Source organism: Armatimonadota bacterium, from assembly GCA_017303935.1.
Classification (GTDB): Bacteria; Armatimonadota; Fimbriimonadia; order Fimbriimonadales; family Fimbriimonadaceae; genus JAFLBD01.
Genome location: JAFLBD010000001.1, coordinates 426,186 through 450,723 on the forward strand (window position 1 = coordinate 426,186; position 24,538 = coordinate 450,723).

Here is a 24,538-nt window from a genome sequence, read left to right on the forward strand (position 1 = left end):
TTTGATAGTTCCTTTGGGAGTTGCACCCTCGCAACGTGATCCCAAGTTGTCACGGATTCACTATAGGATACCTTTCGACGGCCCCAAGATAGATTCCTACAATTCTAGGAACACCCCAGCAATTTCACTGGAGTTCTAAATCGCAGCGTTGATCTGCCTTGCAAGCTCAAAATCGTATGAAGTGAGCTTGTTGGATGCATCGTGAGTGGTTAGGGTCACGGTGACTTTGCTGTACGAGAGAAGGATATCCGGGTGATGATTCAACTTCTCAGCCAAATCAGCAATTAGATTCGTGAGCTGAAGATTGCTAAGATAGCTGCCTGTTTCAAATTCCCGCGAGAGCACTCCGCTCGCGACGTTCCAGTCCGGCACTGTGGCTTGCTGAGCTACGATCTCGTCTTGACTTAAAGCGTCGTACGAGAGGTTCATCGAAGCACTCCGCCAATCTCTTGAATCGCCGCGACAATCTTGTCGCGAAGTTCATTGGCTTCGGCATCTGTGTAGTTCTCGCCCATTTTTCGGAACTGCATCGAGATCGCCAGCGAATGGAATCCTTCTTCGATCCCTTTGCCGCTATACACGTCAAACAGATTGACCGTTTCCAAAACGGGGCCAGCAGCAATGCGAATTGTGGATTCAACTTCGCTATACGGGACCTGCGTCGGAATCACAAAGGCGATATCCCGGCGCACGGCTGGATTTCGGCTAATCTGCCGTAACTTGACCTCGGTGTTCGGGTTTTGGAAGAACACCAGAAGATCCATCTCGGCCATATATGTCTCTGTTGGGAGTCCGATTTCGATGGCGTAGTCAGGATCGATCTTCCCCACCGTTCCGACCCACAGCCGTCCAGAATCGACCATGATTCCGGCTTGGCGAGTCGGGTGGAAGCGGTGGTCTGGAAGCCGCGGGAGAGCAAATTGGACGTCGTCGCCGACCAGTTTGCCAAGCTCTTCGATGATGCCCTTCACTGTCCAAAAATCAGCCTGTGGGCTGGACTTTTGGGCAAAGTGCTGATCTTGCATGTCGCCCGTCACCAAGATCGAAAGCTCTGGGCTCTCATCGATCACGTACTCGCCTTGGACGAAGACCTTGCCGATCTCAAACAGCCTGACGTTCTTGCCTCCATTCCTCAGCGCGGCGTCGGCGAGGGAAGGCAGCAATGAACTCCGGAGATACTGAAGTTCGGGTGAATGTGGGTTGCGAACCAACACCCGTCGATCTGGATTGAAATCAAGCCGATGAGCATCGCGCATCGTGTGTGAGATCACTTGATCTAGGCCGCACCGAAGCATCGTCTTTTTGGCGGTGTCGATGATCGAGGTCACGCCAAAAACGCCGCCCCGAGGGGTCGTGCCTTGTGGCAATAGCTCTGGAATGTGCTCGTAGCCATAAACCCGACCAATCTCTTCGATGACGTCCTCCTCAAGAGTGACATCGGGACGCCAGGTCGGAACGATAACTTCGAATGTATCGGAATTTGGAGTGACGCCGAAGCCCAACTTCTGCAGAATGGTGAGCATTTCGTTGTCTGAAATCTCCATCCCCCAGAGCTTTCTAGCCCGTGCCGGACGAAGGGCGATCGTTACCTGCTTCGGCTTGGTCGGATACAGATCGATGATTTCATTTGGTGCAGGTGCCCCGGAAATCTGAGAATACAATTCGGCAAATCGGTAAAGCGCAGCGAGGACTCCTTCAGGGTCGACGCTTCGCTCAAATCGGTAGCTTGCTTCGGTATTCAAGCCGAGTTCCTTTCGAGTTTTGCGCACGCTCGAATTATTAAAGTGTGCGCTTTCGATCAGCATCCGCTTGGTCGAATCGCTGAACTCAGTTTCGACGCCGCCCATGACTCCGGCCGCCGCCACTGGCTTGTCGGAATCACAAATCATCATATGGTGCGCTTTGAGCTCGTGCTCAACGCCATTCAGCGTGGTGAGCTTTTCACCAGATTTGGCTTGGCGAACAACGATCTTTTGCCCAGAAAGTTGATCCAAATCGAATGCATGAAGAGGCTGTCCCAACTCAAGCATGACGTAGTTCGTAAGGTCGACGACCAAGCTAATCGATCTTTGTCCTGCCTGGGTCAGTCGCTCTTCAAGCCATTTCGGTGAGGCTTGTTGAACCACCGATTCATAGACCAGACACGCATAGCGAGAACACGTTTCAGTCTCGATAGTAACCCGATCTGAAGTGCCTGCAGTCGCATTCTCGAAGCGGCCCGAGACTTTGGTGTAGAGATCGGTAGGCTTGGCACCCGGATCTTTGGCGAGGATTTCTCTCGCGAGTCCAAATGCGCTTAGTCCGTCGCCCCGATTCGCCATGACTTTGACATCGAGGACCGCGGATTCGTCCTCTCCGGTCAGGTCTTCGAGCTCAAACCCGGCCATCGTCAGCAGATCGCCGATTTCCTGCGCATTCAAGGGAGTCGTGACATATTCACGCAGTAGTGAGAGTGGGAGTTTCATTAGAAATTAGGCAAACTGATTCAAGAACCGAAGGTCGTTTTCGAGGAAGTGGCGGAGGTCATCCACGCCGTAGGCCATCATTGGAATTCGCTCCACGCCGAGCCCAAACGCCCAACCAGAGTACTTCTCGGTATCGATGCCATATCGTCTCAGGATGTTGGGGTGAATCAATCCCGCTCCACCCAATTCGACCCATCGACCGTTGAAGAGCTTCTTAGTTGAGATCGCATAGTCTACGCCTGGTTCAACAAATGGGAAGAAGTCGGGTCGGAATCGAACCTTGACATCATCACCGAACATCGCTGATGCGAACGCGCGGAGCGTTCCTTTGAGGTGCGCCATCGAGACCCCTTCATCCACCATGAACGCATCCACCTGATGGAAAGTGTGTCCATGAGTCCGGTCGACAGCTTCATTTCGGAAAGTTCGTCCCACGGTGAATTTGCGCAAGGGAGGCTGAGTCGTTTCGAACACGTGGCCCTGGAGAGACGTGCACTGGGTCCGCAGTAGCAAGTCGTCGGTCACATAGAATGTGTCTTGCTCGTCCATAGCCGGGTGGTCCGGCGGATAGTTCAACGCGGAAAAGTTGTAATCGAAGTGTTCGAGTTCTGGAGATTCCATGTACTCGAAACCAAGCCCGATGAATACTTCTTTGATCTTGTTTGTCGTGAGCTGAAGGATGTGCTCGCGACCAGCCGTTGCGGTACGTCCGGGCATCGTGATGTCGATCCGTTCGGCTTCGAACTGAACGGCACGTTCCTGAGCACGCAGGTGCTTTTCTCGCGCTGCAAGTTCAGTTTCCACTCTTGCCTTCGCTTCATTGACCGCCTTGCCAAAAGACGGTCGTTCGGCTAGATCAATTTGACCCAGCTTCTGCATCAATCCTGAAAGCGAACCTTTTTTCCCAAGAAATGCGGATTCTGCCTCTTTGAGAGCGGCGGTCGTCGCGCAACTTCCAATAGATTGCAGGGCTTCAGCCTCGATGGCGGCAATGGTGTCCAAACTCGTTGACATCTCCCCTTAGGTTGACGCTTAGGAGGCCAAAATTTCAAGCGGGTGCATACCAGGATACAATGAGAGCGTGCCAGCAGTTATTACGCTTCTACGAACGCAATTTAAGGATGATGTCGAATTGGAATCCAGCGGTGGATTTCAGGAATTGGAACGCTTGTCCAAATCAGTAGAAGGATCGCATCGCCCCACCGTTTGGAAGCGCGTCACCGGAGCTGGCTACCTGACGATGACCTTGTTCGACAGCGTCGAGGCGGCTCAACAATTCCAGACCACGTTGACATGCTCACCGGGATTCGAGCAAATGGTTCAGGGTTTGGCGGAGGTGCCTGACTTTGACGAATTTGAAGTATTGCTAACCAAAGGCATCGCTCCTGAAGATGTCCCGATCAACGGCTACTGCAGCGTAAACAGCTTAGTCCCAGAACCTGGACACGCACAAGAGGAGCTTGTCGAAGCGCGGTATGTGCTCGAATCACTCTTCCAGATCGAAGGATTCTTGGGCGCATTTGTTGGCCGAAGTATGGTCGCGGTCGAGCGCCTTGACAGTGTGGCGTTTTGGCGCGACGGAGAAGCCGCCGAGAAGGCGATTCCGATCCGAGTCAATACCAACTTGCGGCTGTACCGGCGCGTGCTCTAAACGGCTTCGCCGAGATACGCTTCGATCACTTTCGGATTGTTGCGGATATCGGCAGGCCCGCCTTGCGCGATTTCCTCGCCGTGGTCAAGCACAAAGATTCGCTCGCAAAGATTCATCACGAACTTCATATCGTGTTCAATCAGAAGCACGGTCTTATTGAATTCGTCCCGAATCCGGCGAACAGCCATCAGCAGGTCTTCGGATTCTTGCGGGTTCATTCCGGCGGCGGGTTCGTCCAGCAGCAAGAGTTCTGGGTCTGTTGCCATTGCGCGGGCGATTTCGAGCCTTCGCTGCTTGCCGTAGGGCAGATCGCAAGACCGCACTTTTGCAAAGTCAGCGAGGTCCATGACCTCGAGCAGTTCCATCGCTCGAAGTCGGATTCGCTCGGTGTCATGGATCGCGCCCGGTAGGTAGGCGAGCGATGAACCGAGGGTGGTTTTGTTGCGCAAAAATCCACCGATCATCACGTTCTCCAACACGCTTAGTGCGCTGAAAAGCCGAATGTTCTGAAAAGTTCGGGCGATGCCTCTCTTGGCAATGATATGTGGCGGCAATCCGGCGATCGACTTGCCGCCAAAGTTGATCTGGCCAGAAGTCGGCTTATAGACTCCAGTGACCATGTTGAAGCACGTGGTTTTGCCTGCTCCATTGGGGCCGATCAACCCAAAGAGGTCACCTTTGTTGATATGGAAGTTGACGCTGTTGACGGCGACCAAACCGCCAAATCGGATGGTCGCATCTTTGAGCTCCAGTAATACGTTGTTCGACGAAGAATCCATTACGCGCTAACCTCCCGCTTTCGTAAAAATGTTGCGAGACCGATTTCCCTGTGGCCAAAAATCCCTTGGGGCCTAAGGAGCATCATGACAATGAGAACAACCGGGAAAATCACCATTCGAAGATTCGCGCTGGGCACCTGAACACCATTCAGTGCCGGTAGCAAGCTTGACCCGAACCCGAGAACTACTGCAGCTACCAGCGCGATCCCTGCTTTAGGAGCGAGCGCGGCGTAGCTGAACTTATGATCGTCGATCAGCTTTTTGATCATGCCGACGATGATCCCAAGGAACACAAGCACAGCAATCACGGCGACCAGCGGGACCGTAGGGCCATCGCGCAAGAGCTCTGGGAGTAAGAAGAGCGTGATGGCAGCCAAAACCGATCCGGTGATGGAACCAGTGCCGCCGAGTACCACCATCGTCAGCACGATGAACGACAGGTCCATGCTGAAAGAGGTTGGAGTCACGAAGCCTTCAAGGTGCATCAAAAGTGCGCCAGCCATGCCAGCAAACGCCGATCCGATCACGAATGCCGCGACTTTGACCTTGGTGACGTTCACACCCATCGCGCTAGCTGCGACTTCGTCTTCACGCACACTGAGGAAGGTCAGGCCGTGTGTTGTCTTGAGCAAGTTTCGGCAGACAGCAATGCAAAGGAATGCGAGCAACCAGATCAGTGGCAACGACCTGAGGGCAGGTGCGCTCATGCCATAGCTTTTGCCGAGTTCTGGTGTGTTCTGAATGATAATCCGCAAAATTTCGCCAAAACCAAGGGTCACCACAGCAAGGTAGTCGCCTCTCAACCGAAGGGAAGGAAGGCCGATTACAAAGCCCGCAATCGCTGCTGCGATTCCACCGACGACGATCGATCCGAGAAGGAGCGGAATGCTGTATGTTTGGGTCTTGGCGACATACATCGCAAATGCGCCCGCACTGTACGCGCCGACTTGGTAGAACGCGGCATGCCCGATCGAAAACTGGCCTGTGATGCCATTGATCAAATTGAGTGATACCGCGAGCGTGATGTAAAGTCCCGCGAGACCGATCAATCGTTCTGCAGTCGTGCCCATCGCGTGGCCGATCAAACCGACCAGAATTGCGCCAGCGACTGCGACGCCAATGGAGCCCAATCGGATGCCCCAGAAGTTCATACCTTTTCCACCTTGGCCGAACCGAGAATTCCGCCTGGCTTAAACAACAGCACAGCGATCAAAACAACGAAAGCGATAGCGCGTTGATACTGGCTGAATCCGGCCCAGACAGTGATATTTTCCGCCAAGCCGATGAGGAGCCCGCCAAGCACTGCGCCGGGAATGTTGCCAATTCCTCCGAGAACCGCGGCGACGAAAGCCTTGATGCCCCACTCGACCCCGAGGAACGTGGTGATCGAGGTTCCGAGGAACGTGGCGCACATCATGCCGCCAGCACCAGCCAAGGCAGAGCCAATGACGAATGTGATGGTAATAATTTTGTCGACGTTGATCCCCATCAATGCGGCCGAATCAAAGTCGTGAGCCACGGCTCGCATTTGCCTTCCGACTGGAGTGAAAAGGACGAGGTGCCGCAAGATCATCATCAGCACGACGGTGGTGATGAACATGATCAACTGGCCCTTCGGAACCGCGAGAGTGTATCGAGATTTCGCAGCATCTTCCTGTGCTTTTCGCAAGGCGTCGGCAGCGTCAAATCGTGCGTTGCGCACTTTCTGGCCCTCTGCAGAGAGGTCAAATTCGCTTGAAACTCCCTCGCGCTTGACTTGATCCGCAAGCTTTGTCGCCATTTCCTTGTCCAGCTTGGTCGCCGAATCAAGAGCAGATAACTGCTGCGCGGAGGGTTTGATCAAGTCCACTGAAGCTTGACCGACGTACGGATTCACTTCTTCGCGGATGGAGCGTGGAGGAGAAACTGGGAGAACCAACGCCCCGCCGTATTGGAGGAGCAGCGAAACACCGATCGCGGTAATGAGCGATGCGATGCGCGGTTGATTCCGCATGGGGCGATAAGCGAACCGTTCGATCGCAATTCCGATGCCTGCGCAAACGACCATCGAGAGGACGAGCATCAGGATGATCGGCAATGCAGAGGTGGCATATGCCGGAGCGGCGCCTCCCGGCGACTGGTAGAACCCCATCTGCCAGCTAAGGAAAAGCGCAACGTATGCGCCGATCATGAAGACTTCACCGTGGGCGAAGTTAATCAGACGCAACACACCATATACCATGGTGTAACCGAGTGCAATCAGCGCATAAATGGCCCCAAACATGAGACCATTGATGAGCTGTTGCGGCAGGGCTGGCCAATCCAGCCCTGCCATCAAGATCGAAGGTTCGAACGGCATTCTATGTCTTACTTGAAGAAGTCGTATGCCTTCCGGAACTCTTGCCCCTTAGCGGTGACTTCGACGACGAGAGCGCGCTTTGGCGGATTGCCATTCTGGCCCTTCAGAGTGATTGCACCGGAGACGCCAGGGAAGTTTTCAGTGTTCGCAAGTGCGTCGATCAAACTGACCGAGTTCATTTCCTTGCTTCGCTTCAATGCATCGATCATGAGCGCTGCGGCGTCGTAGCCGAGTGCGCCCATGGTAGTGCCGGGGAGCTTGCCACCGTTTGCGGCCTTCCATTTATCGAGGAACGACTTCACTTCTGGTCGGCTTTCGCGATCGTTGTAGTGGTTGCAGAAATAGCCACCGATGATGCCTTCGCCACCGCCACTCAGAAGGTCGAGGCTGTCCCATCCGTCGCCACCAAGCAGCTTCACATTCATGCCGACTTCCTTCACTGTTCGGGCAATTCGGCCGACTTCGGTGAAGTAGCCGCTGAGGAACAATCCGTCAGGATTCTTGCCCTTGATGTTGGTCAGCTGCGCGGTGAATTGTTGGTCACCGGAGTTATAGAACTGCTCGTCGATGATCTTTCCACCGAGTTCGATGTACTTCTTGCGGAACGAATCGCTGAGTCCGGTCGAGTACGGCTGCTTTTGGTCTGTGAGGATCGCGATATTACGAAGTCGCAGCTCTTCAAAAGCAAATCGAGCCATCACCGGGCCTTGGAAGTCATCGGTGTAGCAAACGCGGAAAATGTTGCTGCCTTTATCGGTCAGGGTCGTCTTTGTGGCACCGATAGCGACAACAGGTACGCCAGCTGCAAATGCAGAGTCGGCCATCTGTGCGGTGATACCGCTCGCCACTTCGCCGAGCACACCGAGCACGCCCTTACCAATCAATCGGTCTGTACCAGTTTTGCCTTGCTCTGGCTTGCTAGCGCTGTCTTCGACGAGCAATTCGATGTTCTTTCCGTTGATTCCGCCTGCTTTGTTGGCTTCGTCAACCGCGAGCTTTGCGCCGCCAAGGCTGTCGTCACCCCAAGGCTTGAGCTCGCCGTTGAGGCTCGCCACGATACCGATTTTGATGGTGGATCCATCGGCCTTGTTGCCGGAAGCGGTCGGGGCAGGGCGACTGCTGCTGCTGGTTTCAGCTGGCTTTGTGCCGCCTTCTGTTGGCTTTGTTTCAGTTGGAGTTCCACTGTTGCAGCCAATCAACGTGCCCGCTGCCAAGGTCAAAGCAAAAAATAGATTTCGTTTATTCATCATAACGATCTGCCTTAAATTGAATTCATGCCGGATTTCACCGCGCGTTCCACAAGGACGATTGATGCAACCCAGATGCGCCGATTATAACCTTTAATTTGCTAGGGGCGTGAGGGATAATGGAACAGAGTTTCGCCTGATGCCAATTCCAAGTGATCTAAATGCCGCCAAAGCCGAGTTGATGGGGGGCCATTTGCAGTCCGCCGTTGAGATTTGTAGCGCGATTTTGGTTCAGCAACCCGCCAATATCGAAGCTCTGGAACTTCGCGCCGAGGCACACGTTCTCATGGAGAATTTTGAGCTTGCCCGGGCCGATTATCGCCGAATTCTTGCCAAGTCTCCCGGACATGCCTCGGCTGTAACTGGGCTTGAAAATATGAACTCAATTCTAGGAGAGGAAATCGTTCCTCCTCCAATAGAGCAGCCCGTCCAGAACTTTGCGACGCCAGAAGTCCAAGCACAGCCAGTTCCGGTAACCGGTTTTCGACTTGGTTCAGGTTTTTTTGGGCTTGGAATCGGAATTTCGATCATCAGCTTTGTCACGATGTTGATCGCGATTGGTCGGATTATTCAGGTTGCGCCGGAAATCACGGCGAAGCAGGCGAAGTTGCAAGGTGACCCCGAGGCGATGATGCAACTCCTGGGACCTCAATTCGTTTCGCTCTTCTATTTGAGTATGGTGGTCTTGTTTGCAACCGGGTTTTGGCTGTTGTTTGACATCATCGATCGCGGTGGACCTTATGGCTGGTTTGTCCCTTTGACCATTTTTGGGTTTGTTTGCCTCGTCGGGCCGTACATGGGGCCGGGGTGGTTCCTAATCCCAATCTACATGGCGGTTGGCAGAAAGAAGTCGCCCCTTGGTCACGGCGCAAAATAGAGCGCAAGCAAACCAATTCAGAGCCAATAACTTGTTTTTTGGTTTTCAAATTCGGTTCCTGCCACAAAGTGGTAACGGAATTCGGTGCAAACCTGTCTGAACTACTGTAAACTCGCACTACCATCATGATTGTCAACGCACTTTTAGCATCGGCCGCCGTTCTGGGATCAGCGGATAAAGCGGTTGAGGTTCCATTTATCCTTGGCGATGACGCGATCATCGCAAAGGCTGTCGTCAATGGCAGAGAAGTCAGCTGCATGTTCGACACTGGGTTCTCTGGCTCGTTCGTGCTCACGGACCAAATCAACATCGGCAAGCCAAGCGGTTCAATGACTCTGCGCGACTTCGTGGGCGAATTCCAAGCGCAAACCACGCCGATCAAGACATTGGCACTAGGCAGCCAGAAGATCAATTGCGAAGACATGGCCGCGGTTCAACAGCCAGGCAATAGTTACACGCTGAGCTATAACACCCACACGGTTGGCATCATGGGATTGGAAGTGATGCAGGATTTCGTGCTTGAAATCAACTTCGAAAAGAAGAAGTTCATCCTCCATCCACAAACGTTTGACTTCACTCAATGGAAGCCAGATAACAAGAAGACTTTCATGGCGAAGATGGCCGCCAAGGGAATGAACTCGATCGAGCTCCAGGTCGAGACCAGCAACGGCAAGAAAATGAACCTAGCGCTGGACACCGGCAACGCCTTTTATGGCACCACGCACAAGGACGTCTTGGAGCGGCTAGGTATCTGGCCACAAGGTCAAAAGCCGAACTTTATGTCCACTGCCTTTGTGGCTTCCGGCGCGGTCGACAGCTGGTACATGGCGATGAACGACCTCAAGATTTTTGGTGTGCCCGTCCCGAACAGCATTTGGTCCATCATCGATTTGCCAAGTAGCTCGGTGTCGCACGATGGCACGGTCGGATTCGGTTTCCTCAAGAACTTCAACATCATCATCGACCAGAAGCGACGCCGTGTTTGGCTCGATAACTTCTCGGGTCAGGTTGCCGATCCTCCAATGGCAAGTGCGGGACTCTCAGCTTGGTTCTATGACGAATACGACCGGTTTGTCGTGACAAACGTCACTCCAGGCGGGCCAGCTGCCAAGGCGGGAATTCGTCGTGGTGACATGATCTTGGGCGTCAATGATGAAGAAGCGCTCAACATCGGACCGCGCGCGTTCATGCGGCTGATGGAAGGGCCTCAGGGTTCCAAGGTCAAGCTGTCTCTGTCGCGAGGCGGCGTGCTCAACAACTTTGAGATCACTCGCGAATATCTGTTCAACGGCAAGATTCAGCAAACTGGTTCACAACCTGCTGCAGCATCTGCTGGGTCAGCCGGCCAGTAAACGTATTCTGCTGACTAGGGTGGTAACTCGCCAAAATGCGCACGGCACCGATGATTTCGGCGCCGTGCGCAAACTTTTGGAGTGGACGAATTCCTAGAATTCTCTGTGTCTCGGCGAACGCCATTCCACCGAGACAAAGTACAGCTCGCAACGATCCCGTTGCCAAAGCGGATTCCAGATATGGCCTGCAGTTGGCGATCTCTTCTTTGGTCGGCTTGTTGTCCGGTGGAGCACAATGGCAGACCGCCGTGATCCGAATTCCGTGAAGCACCATGCCGTCATCACGCGATTGGTAGGTCGGCTGGGAGGCTAGTCCTGCTTCATGGAGAGCGCGGTAGAGCCATTCTCCGCTCCGATCTCCCGTAAACATCCGGCCCGTTCGATTTGCGCCATGTGCGGCTGGGGCGAGCCCGACAATGAGCCCGCGAGGAGCTTCGACGCCGAAATCCGGGACCGGCTTGGTCCAGTAATCCTGATCAATGAACTGAGCCCGCTTGACTTGCCCGATGTGTTGGCACCACTGTCGTAGCCGTGGGCATTTCTCGCATTGGGTCACATCGTCTGGCATACGGCAGAAGATACCAACAAAAAATTCCCCCTCCGCTTGCGTGCTGTGGAGGGGGAAATTGAATGTCTTTACGTCAACTCATCTGGCGGCGACTTTTTTCGTTTCCGCTGCCGGCTCTTCAACCACATTTTTAGCTTGTGGCTGAGCGCTGAGAATGGCGAGATACGCTGCAAGCGCCCTCACCTCTTCGGGGGTGCCGACCAGTGGCGGCATGTACTTGACATAAGGAGAATCTGGCTTCGGGTTATGAAGCATGTCAAGCAACTTCGCAATGTTCTTTTCATCACGCCCCTGCAGGAGCCGTTCCATCGAACGATAGCCGTTTGTGGTGTGGCAGCTCATGCATTGACCGCGGAACATTGCCTCGCCGATCATTTCATCGGTTTCGGCCATTGGCTTCCAGGTGGATTGAGTCAGATAACCTTCGGCATTGAATTTCGAAACTTCACTTTGACGAATTCCATTCGAATACATGTGGCTACCGATAACCCATGGCCTTCTTAGCGTTTCCCGGGCGTACTCGGTGGACGCTGTTGCGATTGCCGCTAGGAAGAGCACGCCGATCGCGTGGCCGTAGTTCATATCCTTCGGTGCCTTGTAGGCAAAGAAGTAAACGACGCCGGCAATCGTGAAGGTTGTGAGCACCGTCAACATCGCGATGCGAGTCACTTGCGTGAATGCGCCGGAGCCGATAGTTGTCATTCCGAGCTCAAGCAGACCACGGTTTTCGACCGGAACCTGCGAGAGGAACCAAACGAGCACGATTGGCATTCCAACAAACATCGGGATGAGCCATTGAGCGCTCCACTTCACCATTTCGGACTTGGTGCGCAACATGGCTTCAGCATTAGCGCGCGAATAAGTGATCAGCGCGTAAATGCCTGCCAAAGAAGCGCAGGCCAACATTCGCATCACCAACGATGGGAAGTAGGTTGGGTTGAAGAATGCCATCCAGAACATGAAGGATTCTCGACCAGTGCCTGCGACCGAAAGCCAGGCGTTGCCTGGTGTGAGCATGAACGACAAGATGCCGTTGATAATCACCAAGGTCAGGAATGAAGACAGCGCGTAAAGATAGCCGACTTTGAGGTGCAGTTCTCGCGAGATCCTGCCCCAAGTCAGATAGTAAACGGCTGCTGATGCCAGCTCGATCACGAAGAAAACCCACTCAATGGCCCACCCAAAAACGAAGTTGTGGATGAGGGTCGATGTGGCTTCCGGATGTACGAGCCCGATGGTGAACCAGATGCCGACGCCTGTTGTTGCGCCGAACACACTGGTGATGTACAGGAAGAATCGGCTGTGCTGTTTGAGCACTGGCAACCATTCTTCCTTGCCTTCCTTATAGAGTTTTGCTTCGGCTAGCGGCAGATAGAGCCCGCCGCCAACCGCGAACCAGGCGATTAGCACGTGGAAGATTGACATCGCGCCAATCACCCAGGCTCCGCCGATTACAGGGATTTCCCAGACTGGATAGTTCATAGATCCTCCTTATTTCACTCCCCAGTAGCCCCAGAGCGTCGTGACGAGCAAGATGCCTAGGGCGAAGATTCCAAAGTACGTTGCATTGCGGCCACGCTTTCCACCTTTCGATTTCACGTCGTACAACGGGATGAGAATCCAGAGCACGAGTCCGAGCGTGAAGATGGTCATTCCAAGTGCCTCACCGGCATAGCCGGGGAAGATTCGGCCCATAAACTTGAGCGTCTGGAACTGGCTCATGAAGTACCACTCGGGGTGGATGCCTTCTGGAGCTGGTTTGAGCGCGTCAGCCGGCTGGCCGAGTTGAACCGGGAACATGGCGGCGAATACCGCGATCACGTTGAGCGTGATGAGCCACATCGCCATGTCTTGGGCGAAGAAGTTAGGGAAGAAAGGAATCGTCTTGCGTTCCGTTTCTGGCTTGGCTTCTTCAGATTCTGGCAAGGCGTTACCGTGCTTTTGAACTAACCAAAGGTGCACAGCTAACAGCGGCAGGAAAAGGAGAGGCAAGATCACCGTGTGCATCGCAAAGAAACGTTGAATGGTGAACTCGTTGACTTCGAGGCCGCCACGCAAAATGTTCGCGATGATGGGGCCGATACCTGGCACTGAATTCGGAATTTCAAGGCCGACCTTAGTTGCAAAGAACGAGAGTTCGTCCATCGGCAGCAGGTAGCCACTGAATCCGAATAGCAGCCCAAACATGAGCAGCAAGATGCCGGACCACCACCCGATTTCGCGAGGTGCGCGGTATGCCTTCATGAAAAACACGGTGAACATGTGGATGAACACCGACAACAGGAAGATCGAAGCCGACCAGTTGTGTGCCGAGCGAATCAGCCATCCAAAGTGCATCTGGTAGGTGATTTGTCGAACGGATTCATACGCTTCTGGCCCGGGTCGGTAATACACCATGAGCAAGATGCCGGTGAAAACCTGCACGATGAATGCCAGTAGCGAGATGCCGCCCCAGTAGTACCAGCCGGTACGACTGTGGACCGGAACAGATTTTTTGGACAGGTAGCTGATTGAGTCTGCAAGGCCCAATCGATCCACCATGAATTGTGAGATTTTTGCCATGGTTATGCCCTCGTCACCGTCACGCTTTCCTCGCCCATTACGACTCTATAGAGCGTCAATGGCTTGGGAGGAGGACCGCTGATGTTCTCGCCTGTTTTGGCGTCATAGACGCCGCCATGACAGGCACAAACGATTCGGTTTTGGTCTTTGTGGAACGCCACAGTACAGCCCATGTGGGTGCACACGGCATCCATTGCCACCCATGTATCGTCGTCGTGGTGGATCAAAAGTGCTGGGCGAACGCCAAACTTGAACACCAGGACGGACCCCTTGGGTAGCTTTTGTGCATCTGGAAGATTGACTTCCTTGACTGCGGCCATCACGAGTGCAGATTCAACCGGCGAATTGAGATATCGGTACACCGGGTACCCGATCGCCGCCGCGTAGGCTAGTCCGACGCCTGCCAAGGCAACCTTGACAAATCCGCGCCGAGATACAGCATCATCGGCGTCATCTTGGCCGAGTTCATTTACAGTTGGATTCTCGTTCATAGTGCCACCTGTTCCTGTGGTGCGTCTGCGCTCTTCATCACCTTCAATAGCCAGAAGATCACGAACAGCATGATTACGAATAGAAGTAGAAAGGCCCCGATTACGGTCCAGTTGCTGGCCTCGGTGCGTTCCCAAACATTCAGCCCCTTGGGCGCCAGAGTGACATCACGAATTCCATCGCGGTAGATCACGGCGCCAGCGTTTCCAAGGAACACAAGCAACGCCGCTAGGACTGAACCCCAGAAAGATGCCTTGCCTTTCAAACCCTGCATCAATGCGAGCAGTCCGCCGCCCAAGATTCCGACGACCGTCAGCCCGCCGCCGATCGTGTAGAACAAGTTGCCGGCCATACCGGACTTCACGACTTCGGGTTGTGCGCTGTAGACCATGAAGGCACAAACGAGTTGGAGGACGACGCCGAGTCCGGCCATCATTCCACCGCTCTTGGCAAGAATCCTCTTGACTGCATCAGTGAGGTGAGCCATGTTGGAGTGGGTGAGTGCCCAGATTCCGCCGAAGACCAATCCTCCCGACATCACGAACAGCCATCTTGGAGTCGTAGTCGGATCGCCTTTGTAACCCTGGAGACCCATCGGGCTCTTGGCGTACATTTCTTGCCAAACTTCTGGGCGAAGCATCAGAGTCATGTTCATTGCATAGACTTGGCCGATGCCCAATGTGAGCAGCAATGCGATCGAGGCTGGAATCCATGCGGCTTTGTTTTGCTCGAGCCAACCTTGGGTCTTGTACAACATGCCGTAGCACAGGATCACTTGGAAAATGACCGAAAGCCACATCACCCCAATCAGAACTGAACTTGAGTAGATCGCCCGGCCATATAGGACTTGAGCGAACAGCAGTGGTGGGACGCCTAGGTTGATGACCCAGGTCATGATCGTTGGCAATCGTCGCGCCAGCACGTTGGCAGCGTTGATTCGATCGGCATCTTTCTTTGAACGTCCGTTGACGTTATGCCAAATCACTAAGATTAGACTTCCGACCAGGATCATCACAGCTGCAAAGTGCAGCGCCAGCGTCACGTAACTCAAGAACTTCATGAGCCAGATGGGTGCTGGAATCGGGATCGGGTCTAGTTTTGGTAAAGACATCAAAATATATCCCCTAGTAGTAATTGTCGTGGAAGGAATTCACCTTCAGAACTGCAAAAACAAAAAGCGCAATTCTGACAAAAATGTCTAGAATTGCGCTTTTTGAATCGATATAAAAATGTTAAGATTGTTAGAGAGCTAACAATCGCCGAACTGCCGTCAGGATCAGAAGGAATCCTCGCCACCACGCGTCGGATGAATTTGGTGATTCCTTCGCGGACCTTTGCACCCTTTAAGTTCAAAATGCGAACTTGAGGAAGGACAATGCGCCTGGCGAGAGTTTGGAATTTCACGCCGAGCGGTGCAAAGAAGTGCGGATGCAATGCACGGTCGGAAATTCGAAATTGGCGAGCAGTGCGCACTACCCCAGCCAACGCTTTGCGGACAAAGCGAAGCACCTTACCAAGCGAACTTGATGTGGATATCCTGCGCATCTACAATATAGGGTACCAAGTGATGTAATTCGATTCCTGCTTAAAGGTGATCTAAATCATAATTTTGCACATTTTGGAATTGTTAGGAAAAATTGAAAGTTGACGAATTGGAACCTGAGTTTGGTGAATCGGCTACAATTCTGCATGGCATTTGGATACGAAGGCAAAAAGGTGAGGCTCGTCCCGCTGGACAAGACGAAGCACTTTGAAAACTGCTTGAAGTGGCTGAACGATCCTGAGGTCACCCAATATCTTTTGGCGGGGAGCTATCCGATCACACGGATTCAGGAAGAAGACTGGTTCGAGTCCATGAGCCGATCAAAGGATTCGGTCATTTTTGCGATCGAGACCCTGGATTCGCATACGCACATCGGCAATTCGGGCCTGCACCACATCGACCTGTTGAATGGAACGGCGACTTCCGGTTCTTTCATCGGAGTTCCTGAATTGTGGGGGAGAGGATTCGGAAGCGATGCCGCCTATACTCGGACCGAATACGCTTTCGACGTGCTTGGGCTTCGACTCCTGATGACGGCTTATCTAGAAGGAAACGAGCGGTCCAAGCGGATGTCCGAGGCACTCGGGTTTAAGGAGTATGGATACATCCCGAACCGGTTCTGGAAAAATGGAAAGTACGTGGGCGAGCACCTTTTGATGCTGGAGCGGAACGACTTTATTCGCCGCCCATAAAGAAAAAACGGAGCAATGATGCTCCGCCCTTCTTTCTGTACAGGTTCGACAAGTGATCGCCCTTGGTTTCTCAGGACGAGCACGCATTGGCGTCTAACCGACAAAACTGCTTTTGCTTTTCTGTCCGCTGGGATGACTCCCCTGGACGGACAGGCGCTATATTGTTATTGGAAGAACCGCTCGTCCTGTTAACCCAAAAAGTACTAGTTTTGCGTTCACTTCCGCAAATATGACTGCGAATAGGGGTGGAATTGTTCTGTTCCAGTTTGCGTCCAATCTAAAAGACCCATGCCGATTTATGAATATGAACCCGTGGATTGGGACTGCCTGATCTGTAATGGGAGATTCGAAGTGCTGCAATCTCCCAACGATGAGGCCCTATCTGTATGCCCGACCTGTGGGATGGACTGCCGCAGGGTTGTCAGCAAGGCTCAGATCAAAGTCGCGAAGTTTCACGGTCACGACCACGCCGCAACAAAAGGGATGACGAGTTACAAGAAGTCGGGCAAGGGAGTCTGGGAAAAGGTTGCTGGCGAAGGGGTGGATGCCATTGTCGGCTCGCCTGAAGACATCGCCGCAGTTGAGGCAGAATCGGCTCCACCCGTTCGCAAAATCGTTCTCGACGAATAGTCCGCGCTACTTTGTGGACTTCTTGAGGAATGACACAATGGCCATGATCAAGAACACGAAGAAACAGACCTTCGCGATCGTGGCTGCCAATCCGCTGATGGCACCAAAGCCAAGAATTCCAGCGACGATAGCGACGACGAGAAAAACTAATGCGTAATGTAACATACGACCTCCTGTTCTTACTCTGACGTCAAGATTCTGAGAAGCGTGTTGGGAGCAGGACCTTTGGAGCGAACCATGGCGATCAACGCGGATATTCTCATTGGAGAAGCTGGCGAACGCCAAGTACAACTTTGGCTATTGGAATCTGATTTTGTCTGACGCAGAGCGCAATCCGATCATCCTGATCAACAGCAAGTCCCGCCGAGGGGCGAGCTGGGCGAAGATTGTCACTTCTAGCGCTGCTGCCCATGGCATCCAAGTGCTTCGTCCCAAGTCTGCTTCACACTTCCAGGCCGCCTTAGCACGAGAAATTCAGTCGGGACGGACAGAAATCTGGATCGGAGGTGGTGACGGAACCGTCCGCCAAGCGGCCAAGCAGATCGTCGGGAAGGAGATCGTGCTTGGAATCCTTCCGCTTGGCACCGGAAATGCGCTGGGGAACGAACTGGGCATACCCGCAAATCCGACCACGGTCGTCGATTTCCTTTTGACGCAGGCAGTGCGAAAGCCGATCGATGTGGGCCGCTTTGGCAATGAAGTGTTTGTGAATGTCGCCACCCAAGGGCTGACTGCTGGAATTGCCTTGAACTTGTGCGCAGATCAAAAGAGGACTTTTGGGCGATTTGTGTATTTCCCAGCGATGTTCCGCGCGGTCAAGTCATTGCGCCCTACTCGAATCAAAATTGAGTCAGAAGAAGGCAACTTTAATGGCAAAATCTTGCAGTTTGTCGCTGCCAGCACGAAATTTCATGGGGGATTGTTCGCGGCTTCGCCGACTTCGAGTATCAACGATGGGAAACTCAGTGTTTACGTTGTAGGATTTTCTAAGAAAGTTGATGTTTTCAGGTACTTTTGGGCCATGGCTCGGGGTAGACATACCGAGCTCGAATCAGTTTGGACCATTGACACCGCAAAGTTAAAGGTGACGCTACCGAGACGGCGGACCTTTGTCCTAGACGGGGATTTTGTTCGTTGTCGCCAAGCAACTCTGGAAGTGGTCGCTAGCGGATTGACAGTGTTAGCTGCGCCGGGATCCTAAATTCCTGATCGAAGATTTTTGGCCCATCGGAGCAGGGCAAAGACGGCAACCGAAATCACCGTTTCGAGCATCATATCATTGGGGTTCACGTTCAGATCATTCCAGTTCAGAGGCGCAATAGCCCAAGTGTCCCTGCGAGGAATGAGTGAATCTAAAGAAAATCCTTTCAGAGGCTGAACAAAAGTTCATTTTTAGGTGGTCTTTCTAGGGAAGAACCACGTACTGATATGTGGCAATGGGCAAAGGTGCCAAAATAGCCACGAGGCACGTCTTTTCGCGCCAATTATTTCATGAAAGTTGCAGTCGTCGGCACTGGCCTTATAGGTGGTTCGATTGGCAAAGGCCTGCTGGAGTCGGGTCTTGCCGAATCTGTGTTTGGGTTTGACCTAGACGCCGAAACCCTGCAGTGCGCTCTCGACGGCGACTTTATTTCAGAAAAGTTGGACGTCGCCGAGCAAGGTCCGGAGATTGATCTGTGGGTGCTGGCGGTTCCACCAAACGCCGTTTCTGGGTGGTTGCAAGAGATCGCATCTGTCGCCCGGCCCGAAGCGAGCATCACCGATTGCACGAGCGTCAAGCAAAGCCTATACTCTTCGCTCCCAGAATCGCTCACAACCCAATTTGTGGGAGGCCATCCGATGGCAGGTCATCGTTCTCATGGGCTGGAATACGCCCGGGCCGACTTGTTTGAAGATGCTTTCTGGATTCTTACGCCGGAGTCCTCCAATTCTGAGTCGCTGAAGAAGGTGGAGCAGATGGTGTACGCGCTTGACGCCAAGCCGATCTGCATGTCTCCCGCCGAGCATGATCAGCATGTGGCGATGCTCAGCCACTTGCCCAATATGCTGGCGAACCTACTTTCGGGGCTGGGGCGAGATCTTCAGCATGAATACGTTGCTGGGGGATCGTGGCAAGATTTGACCCGAGTCGCAGGCGGAAATCCCGATCTTTGGAAGCAGATCCTGCTTCACAACCGCGATGACGTTGTCAAGGCTTTGGGCGAATTGCGAAACCGGCTCGATGCCGTCGAAGAAGCGATGAAGGTCGGCGACGAAGATGCACTGGCGCGCTGGTTTAGTGGACAATAACCTTCAGCGATGAAGGTTGGGGAAATCAAAATTCGTCCGTGCGGGCCATTGGTGGGGACTCTGCGCGTTCCGCCAGACAAATCCATCACCCACCGAGTGTTTCTGCTTTCTTCACTGGCGACCTCCCCCTCCGAAATCAGTAACCCGCTGCTCGGCGACGATTGCATTGCGACTCTCAATATTTGCCGGAAACTGGGCACCACGGCCGTGCAAGAAGGTGATGTTTGGCGGATCAATCCTGCCACTGATTGGCCCTTGGATCTGGGCGAATTGGACTGTGGAAACTCGGGCACCACACTCCGCCTCATGTCTGGAGTGCTTGCATCGAAAGGCGTCAATGCCGTGCTGACCGGTGACGAATCCCTTTCCAAGCGTCCGATGAAGCGGGTGGTCACGCCACTCCAAATGATGGGGGCTGCAATTCAAGGCGAGTTCCCACCAGTACAAATTTCGAGCTCAAAGTTGCACGGAATCGATTACGTTTCGAGCATTCCCAGCGCGCAAGTCAAATCGGCGGTACTACTTGCGGGGCTATCCGCCGAAGGATCGACCTCGGTCCGAGAATCGATGCAAAGTCGCGACCACACCGAAAGGATGCTGGCGGGATTTGGCGCGGACATTCAAGTGACCGAGTTAACGACAATCGTCCGCCCTTCGAAATTCGCAGGATTCAAAATTGACGTTCCCAGCGATATCTCGAGTGCGGCGTTCTGGATGGTGGCCGCAGCAATCGTCCCTGGGAGCGAATTGACTCTGTTGAAAGTTGGGGTCAATCCTACGCGCGCAGGAATTTTGGACGTGCTTTCACAGGCGGGTGCTGATTTCGAACTTGAAAACGCTACAGACGGACAAGGTGAACCAGTTTCTGACATCGTGATTCGTTTCAAGCCCGGTCTTAAGAATTTCAAGATTGAAGGGGCGTTGGTGCCGAGGTTGATCGATGAGATTCCGGTGCTCGCCCTGCTCGCGACCCAGTGCCAAGGAATTTCAAAATTCCACGATGTCGAAGAATTGACGGTCAAGGAGAGCAACCGGCTTGAGCGCACCGTAGAACTCATCCGCGCGCTTGGCGGCAAAGCTGAGATCACGGCAGAAGGATTCGAAATCGAAGGGCCGACTCCATTGGTGGGTGCCACAATGCACGCCCACCATGATCACCGAATGGCGATGACATTGGCAATCGCCGGGCTGATCGCTCCGGGCGAAACCATCATTCTTGGCGCCGAGACGATTGGTTCAAGTTATCCTGATTTTATGCAGCAAATGAGTTCACTCCAGCAGTGAACCCTGCTCAAAACTTCTTAAAATTCGGCAGTCATTTTGGTAGCAGAATCACAGGAACGTCAATTTTCTCAACGGTTCTTTTTTGGAAGTACTCTTCAGTCACGACTTCGTCACGGAACAATTTTGAATCTGAATATACTGCGACTCGGGTTTGATCGACTTTGCTTATCAACACAACTCGAGCCTCATCAGGCATCAGCGAAACAGCTCGACTGTTGGCAAAACTCACTGAAACTATTTTCGAGGAGCGATTAACCAGAAGAACCTCTCTGCCTTCCGAACATCCAGCGGCAATCAGTGCGAAACTCAACCCGCAGATGATCTTAGTGAGATTCTTTAATTTTCCAATGCGCACAGCAGTTCCATTCTAACGACCTCATCGCGATATCGTCCAGTAAATTCTTCTCTCTGCACCAAATTCGCCTATCGTGAGTACCTGCTCCAACTTCTCGAATATCGTTATGAGTCATTCTGTTTGCCTCATCAGTTGGTAACCTTTGGCAACATGTTGGGAGGAAACTCTTTTTGAGTTCACAGAATCCGACGAAGCAAAATCCTGATTTAGAAATGATTCAAAAGAAAATTGTCGTAGCCATCGACGGACCTGCAGGCGCGGGCAAGAGCACCGTCGCCAAAATGGTCGCCGAGGCATTAGGATTGAGAGTCCTGGACACCGGGGCGATGTACCGATGCGTCGCACTCTTGGCGTCACGCGCTGGGTTGTCGGCGGAACAAGGCGAGCAAGCGGCGAACCTCGCTCGAGAAGCGGATATCGGATTCGAAGAAGCGCAGACTCAGCGCGTGATCTTGAATGGCGAAGATGTTTCTGAATGCATTCGCACGCCAGAGATGAGCAATTTAGCGAGCGCGCTCAGCGCATTTCCCGCTGTGCGGCAGGTCTTGGTCGAACAGCAAAAGAAGATTATTGAATCGGGCGGCTTTGTGCTAGAAGGAAGAGATACCACCACGGTCATCGCTCCCAACGCGGAAGTGAAGGTCTATCTGACAGCAAGCATCGAAGAGCGCGCGAATCGCCGGCATAAGGAACTCGCGGAACGCGGAGACGTGGTGGACTATGATGCGCTTGTGAAGCAGATTGCAGAACGCGACGCGAGAGATATGAACCGTGAAGAGAGCCCGCTCCGCAAGGCTCCAGGAGCGCTCGCCATAGAAACCTATGGCATGTCCCCCCAAGAAGTCGCCGCAAAGATTATCGAAGCAGCGCAAGCCGTCGGGAACAAACAGACGTAAACTGCTTGTTAAAGCGAATTGCCACTCCAAACAAGGGGATATTCAGCCAAAATTGGTTTAAGAAGTTTCGATCGATCATGAAAAACACATTGTTTCTATCCGCAATGCTCGCCGCAGTTCTGATGGCGGGATGCAATAGCTCGACCACTGAGGCCGCTTCGACCGATAAGAAGGACCCGGTCGCCTCGACCACGAACCCGACTGGCACTGTGAATGAAGATGCCAAGGGTGTCGCAGCAAGCGTCCCAGGCGTTCCGACCCCAGATGCTGGAAATGGTAAGTCGGGAAAATCGCTTGATGGGGGCGAACCTGGCAAGAAAACTGATCCTGCTAAGCCTGAAGGGAAAGAGGATAAGACTGTAGCAAATTCCAATCCCAATGGCAAGGACAGTTTTGATACTGAGAAAATGGGTGACACTTCGGACCCGCAAGTTATTCATCAGAACGATGAAGTTGTTGCCGTAAAAGACCCAGGTACCGATCGACCCAAGACCGATCCTCGACTTGCAGAAGCTGACAAGTTGATGAACAAGGGCGCAACGATCTCTACGTTCGCAGGCACCTTCGAGAGATACGTTGACCCGAAAATCAAGGCGAAGTATCCAGAGGTCATTAAGAAGCTCGGGCCGAAAGGCAAAGATTTCAAGATGCCGAATTCGGTGATTACGATCAATGCGGATGGCTCGTTCAGCTGGCATGACGTTGGCGGACTCGTGGACCGAACCGTAACCGGCACCGTCAGCGTGAAGAACGGTGTGGCCACTTTCAAAGTCAGCAAAGTCACGGGTTATCCCGCGATGAACGATGGTGACCGAGATGGATTCACCGCGATCTTGCTCAAAGATGGCAAGTTCATGCGCAACAAACTTCAACGATTCGACCGCAAATAATCTGTTCGGTTGACTAGCAAAAATGCCTGGAAGCAATGCGCTTCCGGGCATTTTTGTTAGGATTACGCCTTCTATTTGCGTTTTTTGGGTCATTTTCGAGGGAACCTGACGTACACTCAAAGAGCGCATGAGCAATGTTTCGGTCGTGCGCGCAATATTGCGATAATTCAAAGAGGAAGAATGATGAAAATGAGTGGGAAACTCGGATTGATCGCGTTGGTTTCGGCCATTGCTGGTCCAGCTTTAGCAGCCAACCCTGAAGTGCTTTTTTATGACGGTTTTGAGACAGTAGCTTCTGGAAGCAATCCAGACGCTGCCATCTGGAATCTCGGTACAACTTGTTCCAACCTGGCAACACAACAGCCTGGCGCAACGGTTCAATCGAGCTATTCCTACCCAGTGGGTACAAACACGACCACGGTGACTCCAGTCGCAGGTAGCAACCTCTCGCTGGTTCCAACAATCGCCGTCTCATCGAGACTTCGCTACTGGGGCAAACTCTCCCGACCAACAACAACAACAGAAGTCTGCCGGTTGAGCTTCTACCAATGGGATGACCCATCCAATATTTCTGGATCGGGCAATGGCCGAATGATGATTCAGCTGACGGACTACAATCCTGGCTACAGCATCATTCCAAACACGACAACTTCTGGCGTAAACCAAACGATCATTTCGGGCAGCTTGCAACAGCTCGTAGCTGCAGGATTCTGGAACGACAGCGGCACTGCTCCAAACCCTGGTCAAAACTACAACGGAGGATGGTATGGTCCAATCGCTGGCGCACCTATCGCCATCGGTAGCGCGTTTGCTGGTCGATTGTTGTACTTTACGGGTGCTTCTCCAATCCCAGGTATGAACTCCGGTTTCTGCGCCATGGGACAAAACACAAGCCCGCTCAAGCGACGCTCCCGTGGCTGGCACAAGTTTGATGTCCTCTACGGACCAGGACGCACTGAATTCCATGTTGATGGCGTCCTGATGTTCTATGTCGACGGGCAAAAGACGGCAACTTTTGACTTGCTGACCCTCGGTCCAAACGAATCATCGTCAACGTTCTTCGGACTCTACGATGAACTCAAGGCAACGACCTATGATCCAGGAATGATCAGCTTCAACGTTGGGTTCCAAAACTTCGTCGGCGACGTCACACAAATTCCTCTGACTGTCGAAGTCGTCGATGGTGGTGGAACCGTGGTTGCGGGTCCATACAGCACCAGCTGCGACGCATCTGGCAATGTGGTAATCAACCCAACTGGACTGCCAGTCGGAAACTACAAGCTCCGAGTGGGTGGCTCTAGCTTCCTCACCAACAACGTGCTGTTCGACTACTCGACGCTCGGTTCCTACACCGCCAGCTTGAGCTTGGTCAACGGCGACGTTGATGATGATGGTGAAGTAGGATCGACAGACTTCGATACCGTGGTTGCGAACTTCGGCAACAGCCCAGCAACGGCCTCTCAAGGCGACGTTGATGGCGACGGTGAAGTCGGTTCCAGCGACTTCGATATCGTGGTTGCAAACTTCGCTCTCGGCGACAATCCGTAATCGACGAGTTCGAAAAAAAGACAGTGGGCGGCCCGAATCGGGCCGCCCACTGTCGCGTTTGGTCATGCGATCAAGCGCAAAAA

General features: G+C 53.1%; 25 protein-coding genes. 11 read left to right on the plus strand and 14 right to left on the minus strand.

The window, feature by feature from the left end; all coding sequences use genetic code 11:
- Positions 1-135 precede the first annotated feature (135 nt).
- Genes J0L72_01970 through pheS form a run of 3 tightly spaced genes read right to left on the minus strand, consistent with a single transcriptional unit; the run spans position 136 to position 3,479 of the window.
- Positions 136-429 carry a 4a-hydroxytetrahydrobiopterin dehydratase gene (locus J0L72_01970; GenBank protein ID MBN8689540.1) on the minus strand — a complete coding sequence of 98 codons (294 nt, stop codon included), beginning with the start codon at positions 427-429 and terminating at the stop codon, positions 136-138.
- Positions 426-2,465: a phenylalanine--tRNA ligase subunit beta gene (pheT, locus tag J0L72_01975; protein ID MBN8689541.1), complete on the minus strand. Its 2,040-nt coding sequence runs from the start codon at positions 2,463-2,465 to the stop codon at positions 426-428. Before pheT ends, J0L72_01970 begins: the two co-directional genes overlap by 4 nt.
- A gap of 6 nt (positions 2,466-2,471) precedes the next feature.
- Complete coding sequence (gene pheS, locus J0L72_01980; GenBank protein ID MBN8689542.1) at positions 2,472-3,479, minus strand: phenylalanine--tRNA ligase subunit alpha; 1,008 nt, start codon at positions 3,477-3,479, stop codon at positions 2,472-2,474.
- A gap of 67 nt (positions 3,480-3,546) precedes the next feature.
- On the opposite strand from pheS, the gene J0L72_01985 reads away from it, so the two are divergent.
- Complete coding sequence (locus J0L72_01985) at positions 3,547-4,116, plus strand: hypothetical protein (GenBank protein MBN8689543.1); 570 nt, start codon at positions 3,547-3,549, stop codon at positions 4,114-4,116.
- Here the strand turns inward: J0L72_01985 and J0L72_01990 are convergent.
- Genes J0L72_01990 through J0L72_02005 form a run of 4 tightly spaced genes read right to left on the minus strand, consistent with a single transcriptional unit; the run spans position 4,113 to position 8,483 of the window.
- Positions 4,113-4,895, minus strand: coding sequence for an ABC transporter ATP-binding protein (locus tag J0L72_01990; GenBank protein MBN8689544.1), 783 nt, complete (start codon positions 4,893-4,895; stop codon positions 4,113-4,115). The two genes, J0L72_01985 and J0L72_01990, sit on opposite strands and share 4 nt — an antisense overlap.
- Positions 4,895-6,046, minus strand: a complete 1,152-nt coding sequence (locus J0L72_01995; protein MBN8689545.1) for a branched-chain amino acid ABC transporter permease — start codon at positions 6,044-6,046, stop codon at positions 4,895-4,897. Before J0L72_01995 ends, J0L72_01990 begins: the two co-directional genes overlap by 1 nt.
- Entirely contained in the window at positions 6,043-7,233 is a 1,191-nt protein-coding gene (locus tag J0L72_02000; GenBank protein MBN8689546.1) for a branched-chain amino acid ABC transporter permease, read from the minus strand. The genes J0L72_01995 and J0L72_02000 overlap by 4 nt, the downstream gene beginning before the upstream one ends.
- Before the next feature lie 8 nt (positions 7,234-7,241).
- The gene (locus tag J0L72_02005) at positions 7,242-8,483 is read right to left on the minus strand and encodes an ABC transporter substrate-binding protein (GenBank protein MBN8689547.1); all 1,242 of its coding nucleotides are present in this window, start codon (positions 8,481-8,483) and stop codon (positions 7,242-7,244) included.
- A gap of 136 nt (positions 8,484-8,619) precedes the next feature.
- Here J0L72_02005 and J0L72_02010 point away from each other — a divergent pair, with 136 nt between their 5' ends.
- A complete protein-coding gene (locus tag J0L72_02010; GenBank protein ID MBN8689548.1) occupies positions 8,620-9,357 on the plus strand; it encodes a hypothetical protein in 738 nt (245 codons plus the stop codon).
- Positions 9,358-9,482: 125 nt separating this feature from the next.
- Complete coding sequence (locus J0L72_02015) at positions 9,483-10,709, plus strand: PDZ domain-containing protein (protein ID MBN8689549.1); 1,227 nt, start codon at positions 9,483-9,485, stop codon at positions 10,707-10,709.
- Here the strand turns inward: J0L72_02015 and J0L72_02020 are convergent.
- The 5 genes from J0L72_02020 to J0L72_02040 form a co-directional block, all read right to left on the minus strand.
- Positions 10,642-11,277, minus strand: a complete 636-nt coding sequence (locus J0L72_02020; GenBank protein MBN8689550.1) for a uracil-DNA glycosylase — start codon at positions 11,275-11,277, stop codon at positions 10,642-10,644. The genes J0L72_02015 and J0L72_02020 overlap by 68 nt on opposite strands.
- 78 nt (positions 11,278-11,355) lie before the next feature.
- Complete coding sequence (locus tag J0L72_02025; GenBank protein MBN8689551.1) at positions 11,356-12,759, minus strand: cytochrome ubiquinol oxidase subunit I; 1,404 nt, start codon at positions 12,757-12,759, stop codon at positions 11,356-11,358.
- Positions 12,760-12,768: 9 nt separating this feature from the next.
- A complete protein-coding gene (locus tag J0L72_02030) occupies positions 12,769-13,839 on the minus strand; it encodes a cytochrome bc complex cytochrome b subunit (GenBank protein MBN8689552.1) in 1,071 nt (356 codons plus the stop codon).
- A 2-nt stretch (positions 13,840-13,841) separates the two neighbouring features.
- Positions 13,842-14,330 carry a Rieske (2Fe-2S) protein gene (locus J0L72_02035; protein MBN8689553.1) on the minus strand — a complete coding sequence of 163 codons (489 nt, stop codon included), beginning with the start codon at positions 14,328-14,330 and terminating at the stop codon, positions 13,842-13,844.
- A complete protein-coding gene (locus tag J0L72_02040; protein ID MBN8689554.1) occupies positions 14,327-15,439 on the minus strand; it encodes a hypothetical protein in 1,113 nt (370 codons plus the stop codon). Before J0L72_02040 ends, J0L72_02035 begins: the two co-directional genes overlap by 4 nt.
- A gap of 578 nt (positions 15,440-16,017) precedes the next feature.
- Between J0L72_02040 and J0L72_02045 the strand changes: the two genes are divergently transcribed.
- Together J0L72_02045 and J0L72_02050 are read left to right on the plus strand one after the other, a co-directional pair.
- Positions 16,018-16,563 carry a GNAT family N-acetyltransferase gene (locus tag J0L72_02045; GenBank protein ID MBN8689555.1) on the plus strand — a complete coding sequence of 182 codons (546 nt, stop codon included), beginning with the start codon at positions 16,018-16,020 and terminating at the stop codon, positions 16,561-16,563.
- A gap of 288 nt (positions 16,564-16,851) precedes the next feature.
- A complete protein-coding gene (locus J0L72_02050) occupies positions 16,852-17,193 on the plus strand; it encodes a zinc ribbon domain-containing protein (protein ID MBN8689556.1) in 342 nt (113 codons plus the stop codon).
- 6 nt (positions 17,194-17,199) lie between these two features.
- On the opposite strand, the gene J0L72_02055 is transcribed toward J0L72_02050, so the two are convergent.
- On the minus strand, positions 17,200-17,358 hold the full coding sequence (locus J0L72_02055; GenBank protein MBN8689557.1) for a DUF1328 domain-containing protein: 159 nt from the start codon (positions 17,356-17,358) through the stop codon (positions 17,200-17,202).
- Between the two features lie 97 nt (positions 17,359-17,455).
- Between J0L72_02055 and J0L72_02060 the strand changes: the two genes are divergently transcribed.
- The 3 genes from J0L72_02060 to aroA all read left to right on the plus strand — a co-directional run bounded on the left by J0L72_02060 (position 17,456) and on the right by aroA (position 20,766).
- Positions 17,456-18,394 (plus strand): hypothetical protein, encoded by a 939-nt coding sequence (locus J0L72_02060; protein MBN8689558.1) that lies wholly within the window; start codon positions 17,456-17,458, stop codon positions 18,392-18,394.
- Positions 18,395-18,684: 290 nt separating this feature from the next.
- Entirely contained in the window at positions 18,685-19,482 is a 798-nt protein-coding gene (locus tag J0L72_02065; GenBank protein MBN8689559.1) for a prephenate dehydrogenase/arogenate dehydrogenase family protein, read from the plus strand.
- A 9-nt stretch (positions 19,483-19,491) separates the two neighbouring features.
- Positions 19,492-20,766 carry a 3-phosphoshikimate 1-carboxyvinyltransferase gene (aroA, locus tag J0L72_02070; GenBank protein MBN8689560.1) on the plus strand — a complete coding sequence of 425 codons (1,275 nt, stop codon included), beginning with the start codon at positions 19,492-19,494 and terminating at the stop codon, positions 20,764-20,766.
- A 31-nt stretch (positions 20,767-20,797) separates the two neighbouring features.
- On the opposite strand, the gene J0L72_02075 is transcribed toward aroA, so the two are convergent.
- On the minus strand, positions 20,798-21,121 hold the full coding sequence (locus J0L72_02075; GenBank protein MBN8689561.1) for a hypothetical protein: 324 nt from the start codon (positions 21,119-21,121) through the stop codon (positions 20,798-20,800).
- Between the two features lie 212 nt (positions 21,122-21,333).
- On the opposite strand from J0L72_02075, the gene J0L72_02080 reads away from it, so the two are divergent.
- The 3 genes from J0L72_02080 (at position 21,334) to J0L72_02090 (ending at position 24,455) form a co-directional block, all read left to right on the plus strand.
- Positions 21,334-22,017 (plus strand): (d)CMP kinase, encoded by a 684-nt coding sequence (locus tag J0L72_02080; GenBank protein ID MBN8689562.1) that lies wholly within the window; start codon positions 21,334-21,336, stop codon positions 22,015-22,017.
- Between the two features lie 77 nt (positions 22,018-22,094).
- The gene (locus J0L72_02085; protein ID MBN8689563.1) at positions 22,095-22,907 is read left to right on the plus strand and encodes a hypothetical protein; all 813 of its coding nucleotides are present in this window, start codon (positions 22,095-22,097) and stop codon (positions 22,905-22,907) included.
- 189 nt (positions 22,908-23,096) lie between these two features.
- A complete protein-coding gene (locus J0L72_02090) occupies positions 23,097-24,455 on the plus strand; it encodes a hypothetical protein (GenBank protein ID MBN8689564.1) in 1,359 nt (452 codons plus the stop codon).
- The last annotated feature ends 83 nt before the right edge of the window (positions 24,456-24,538 follow it).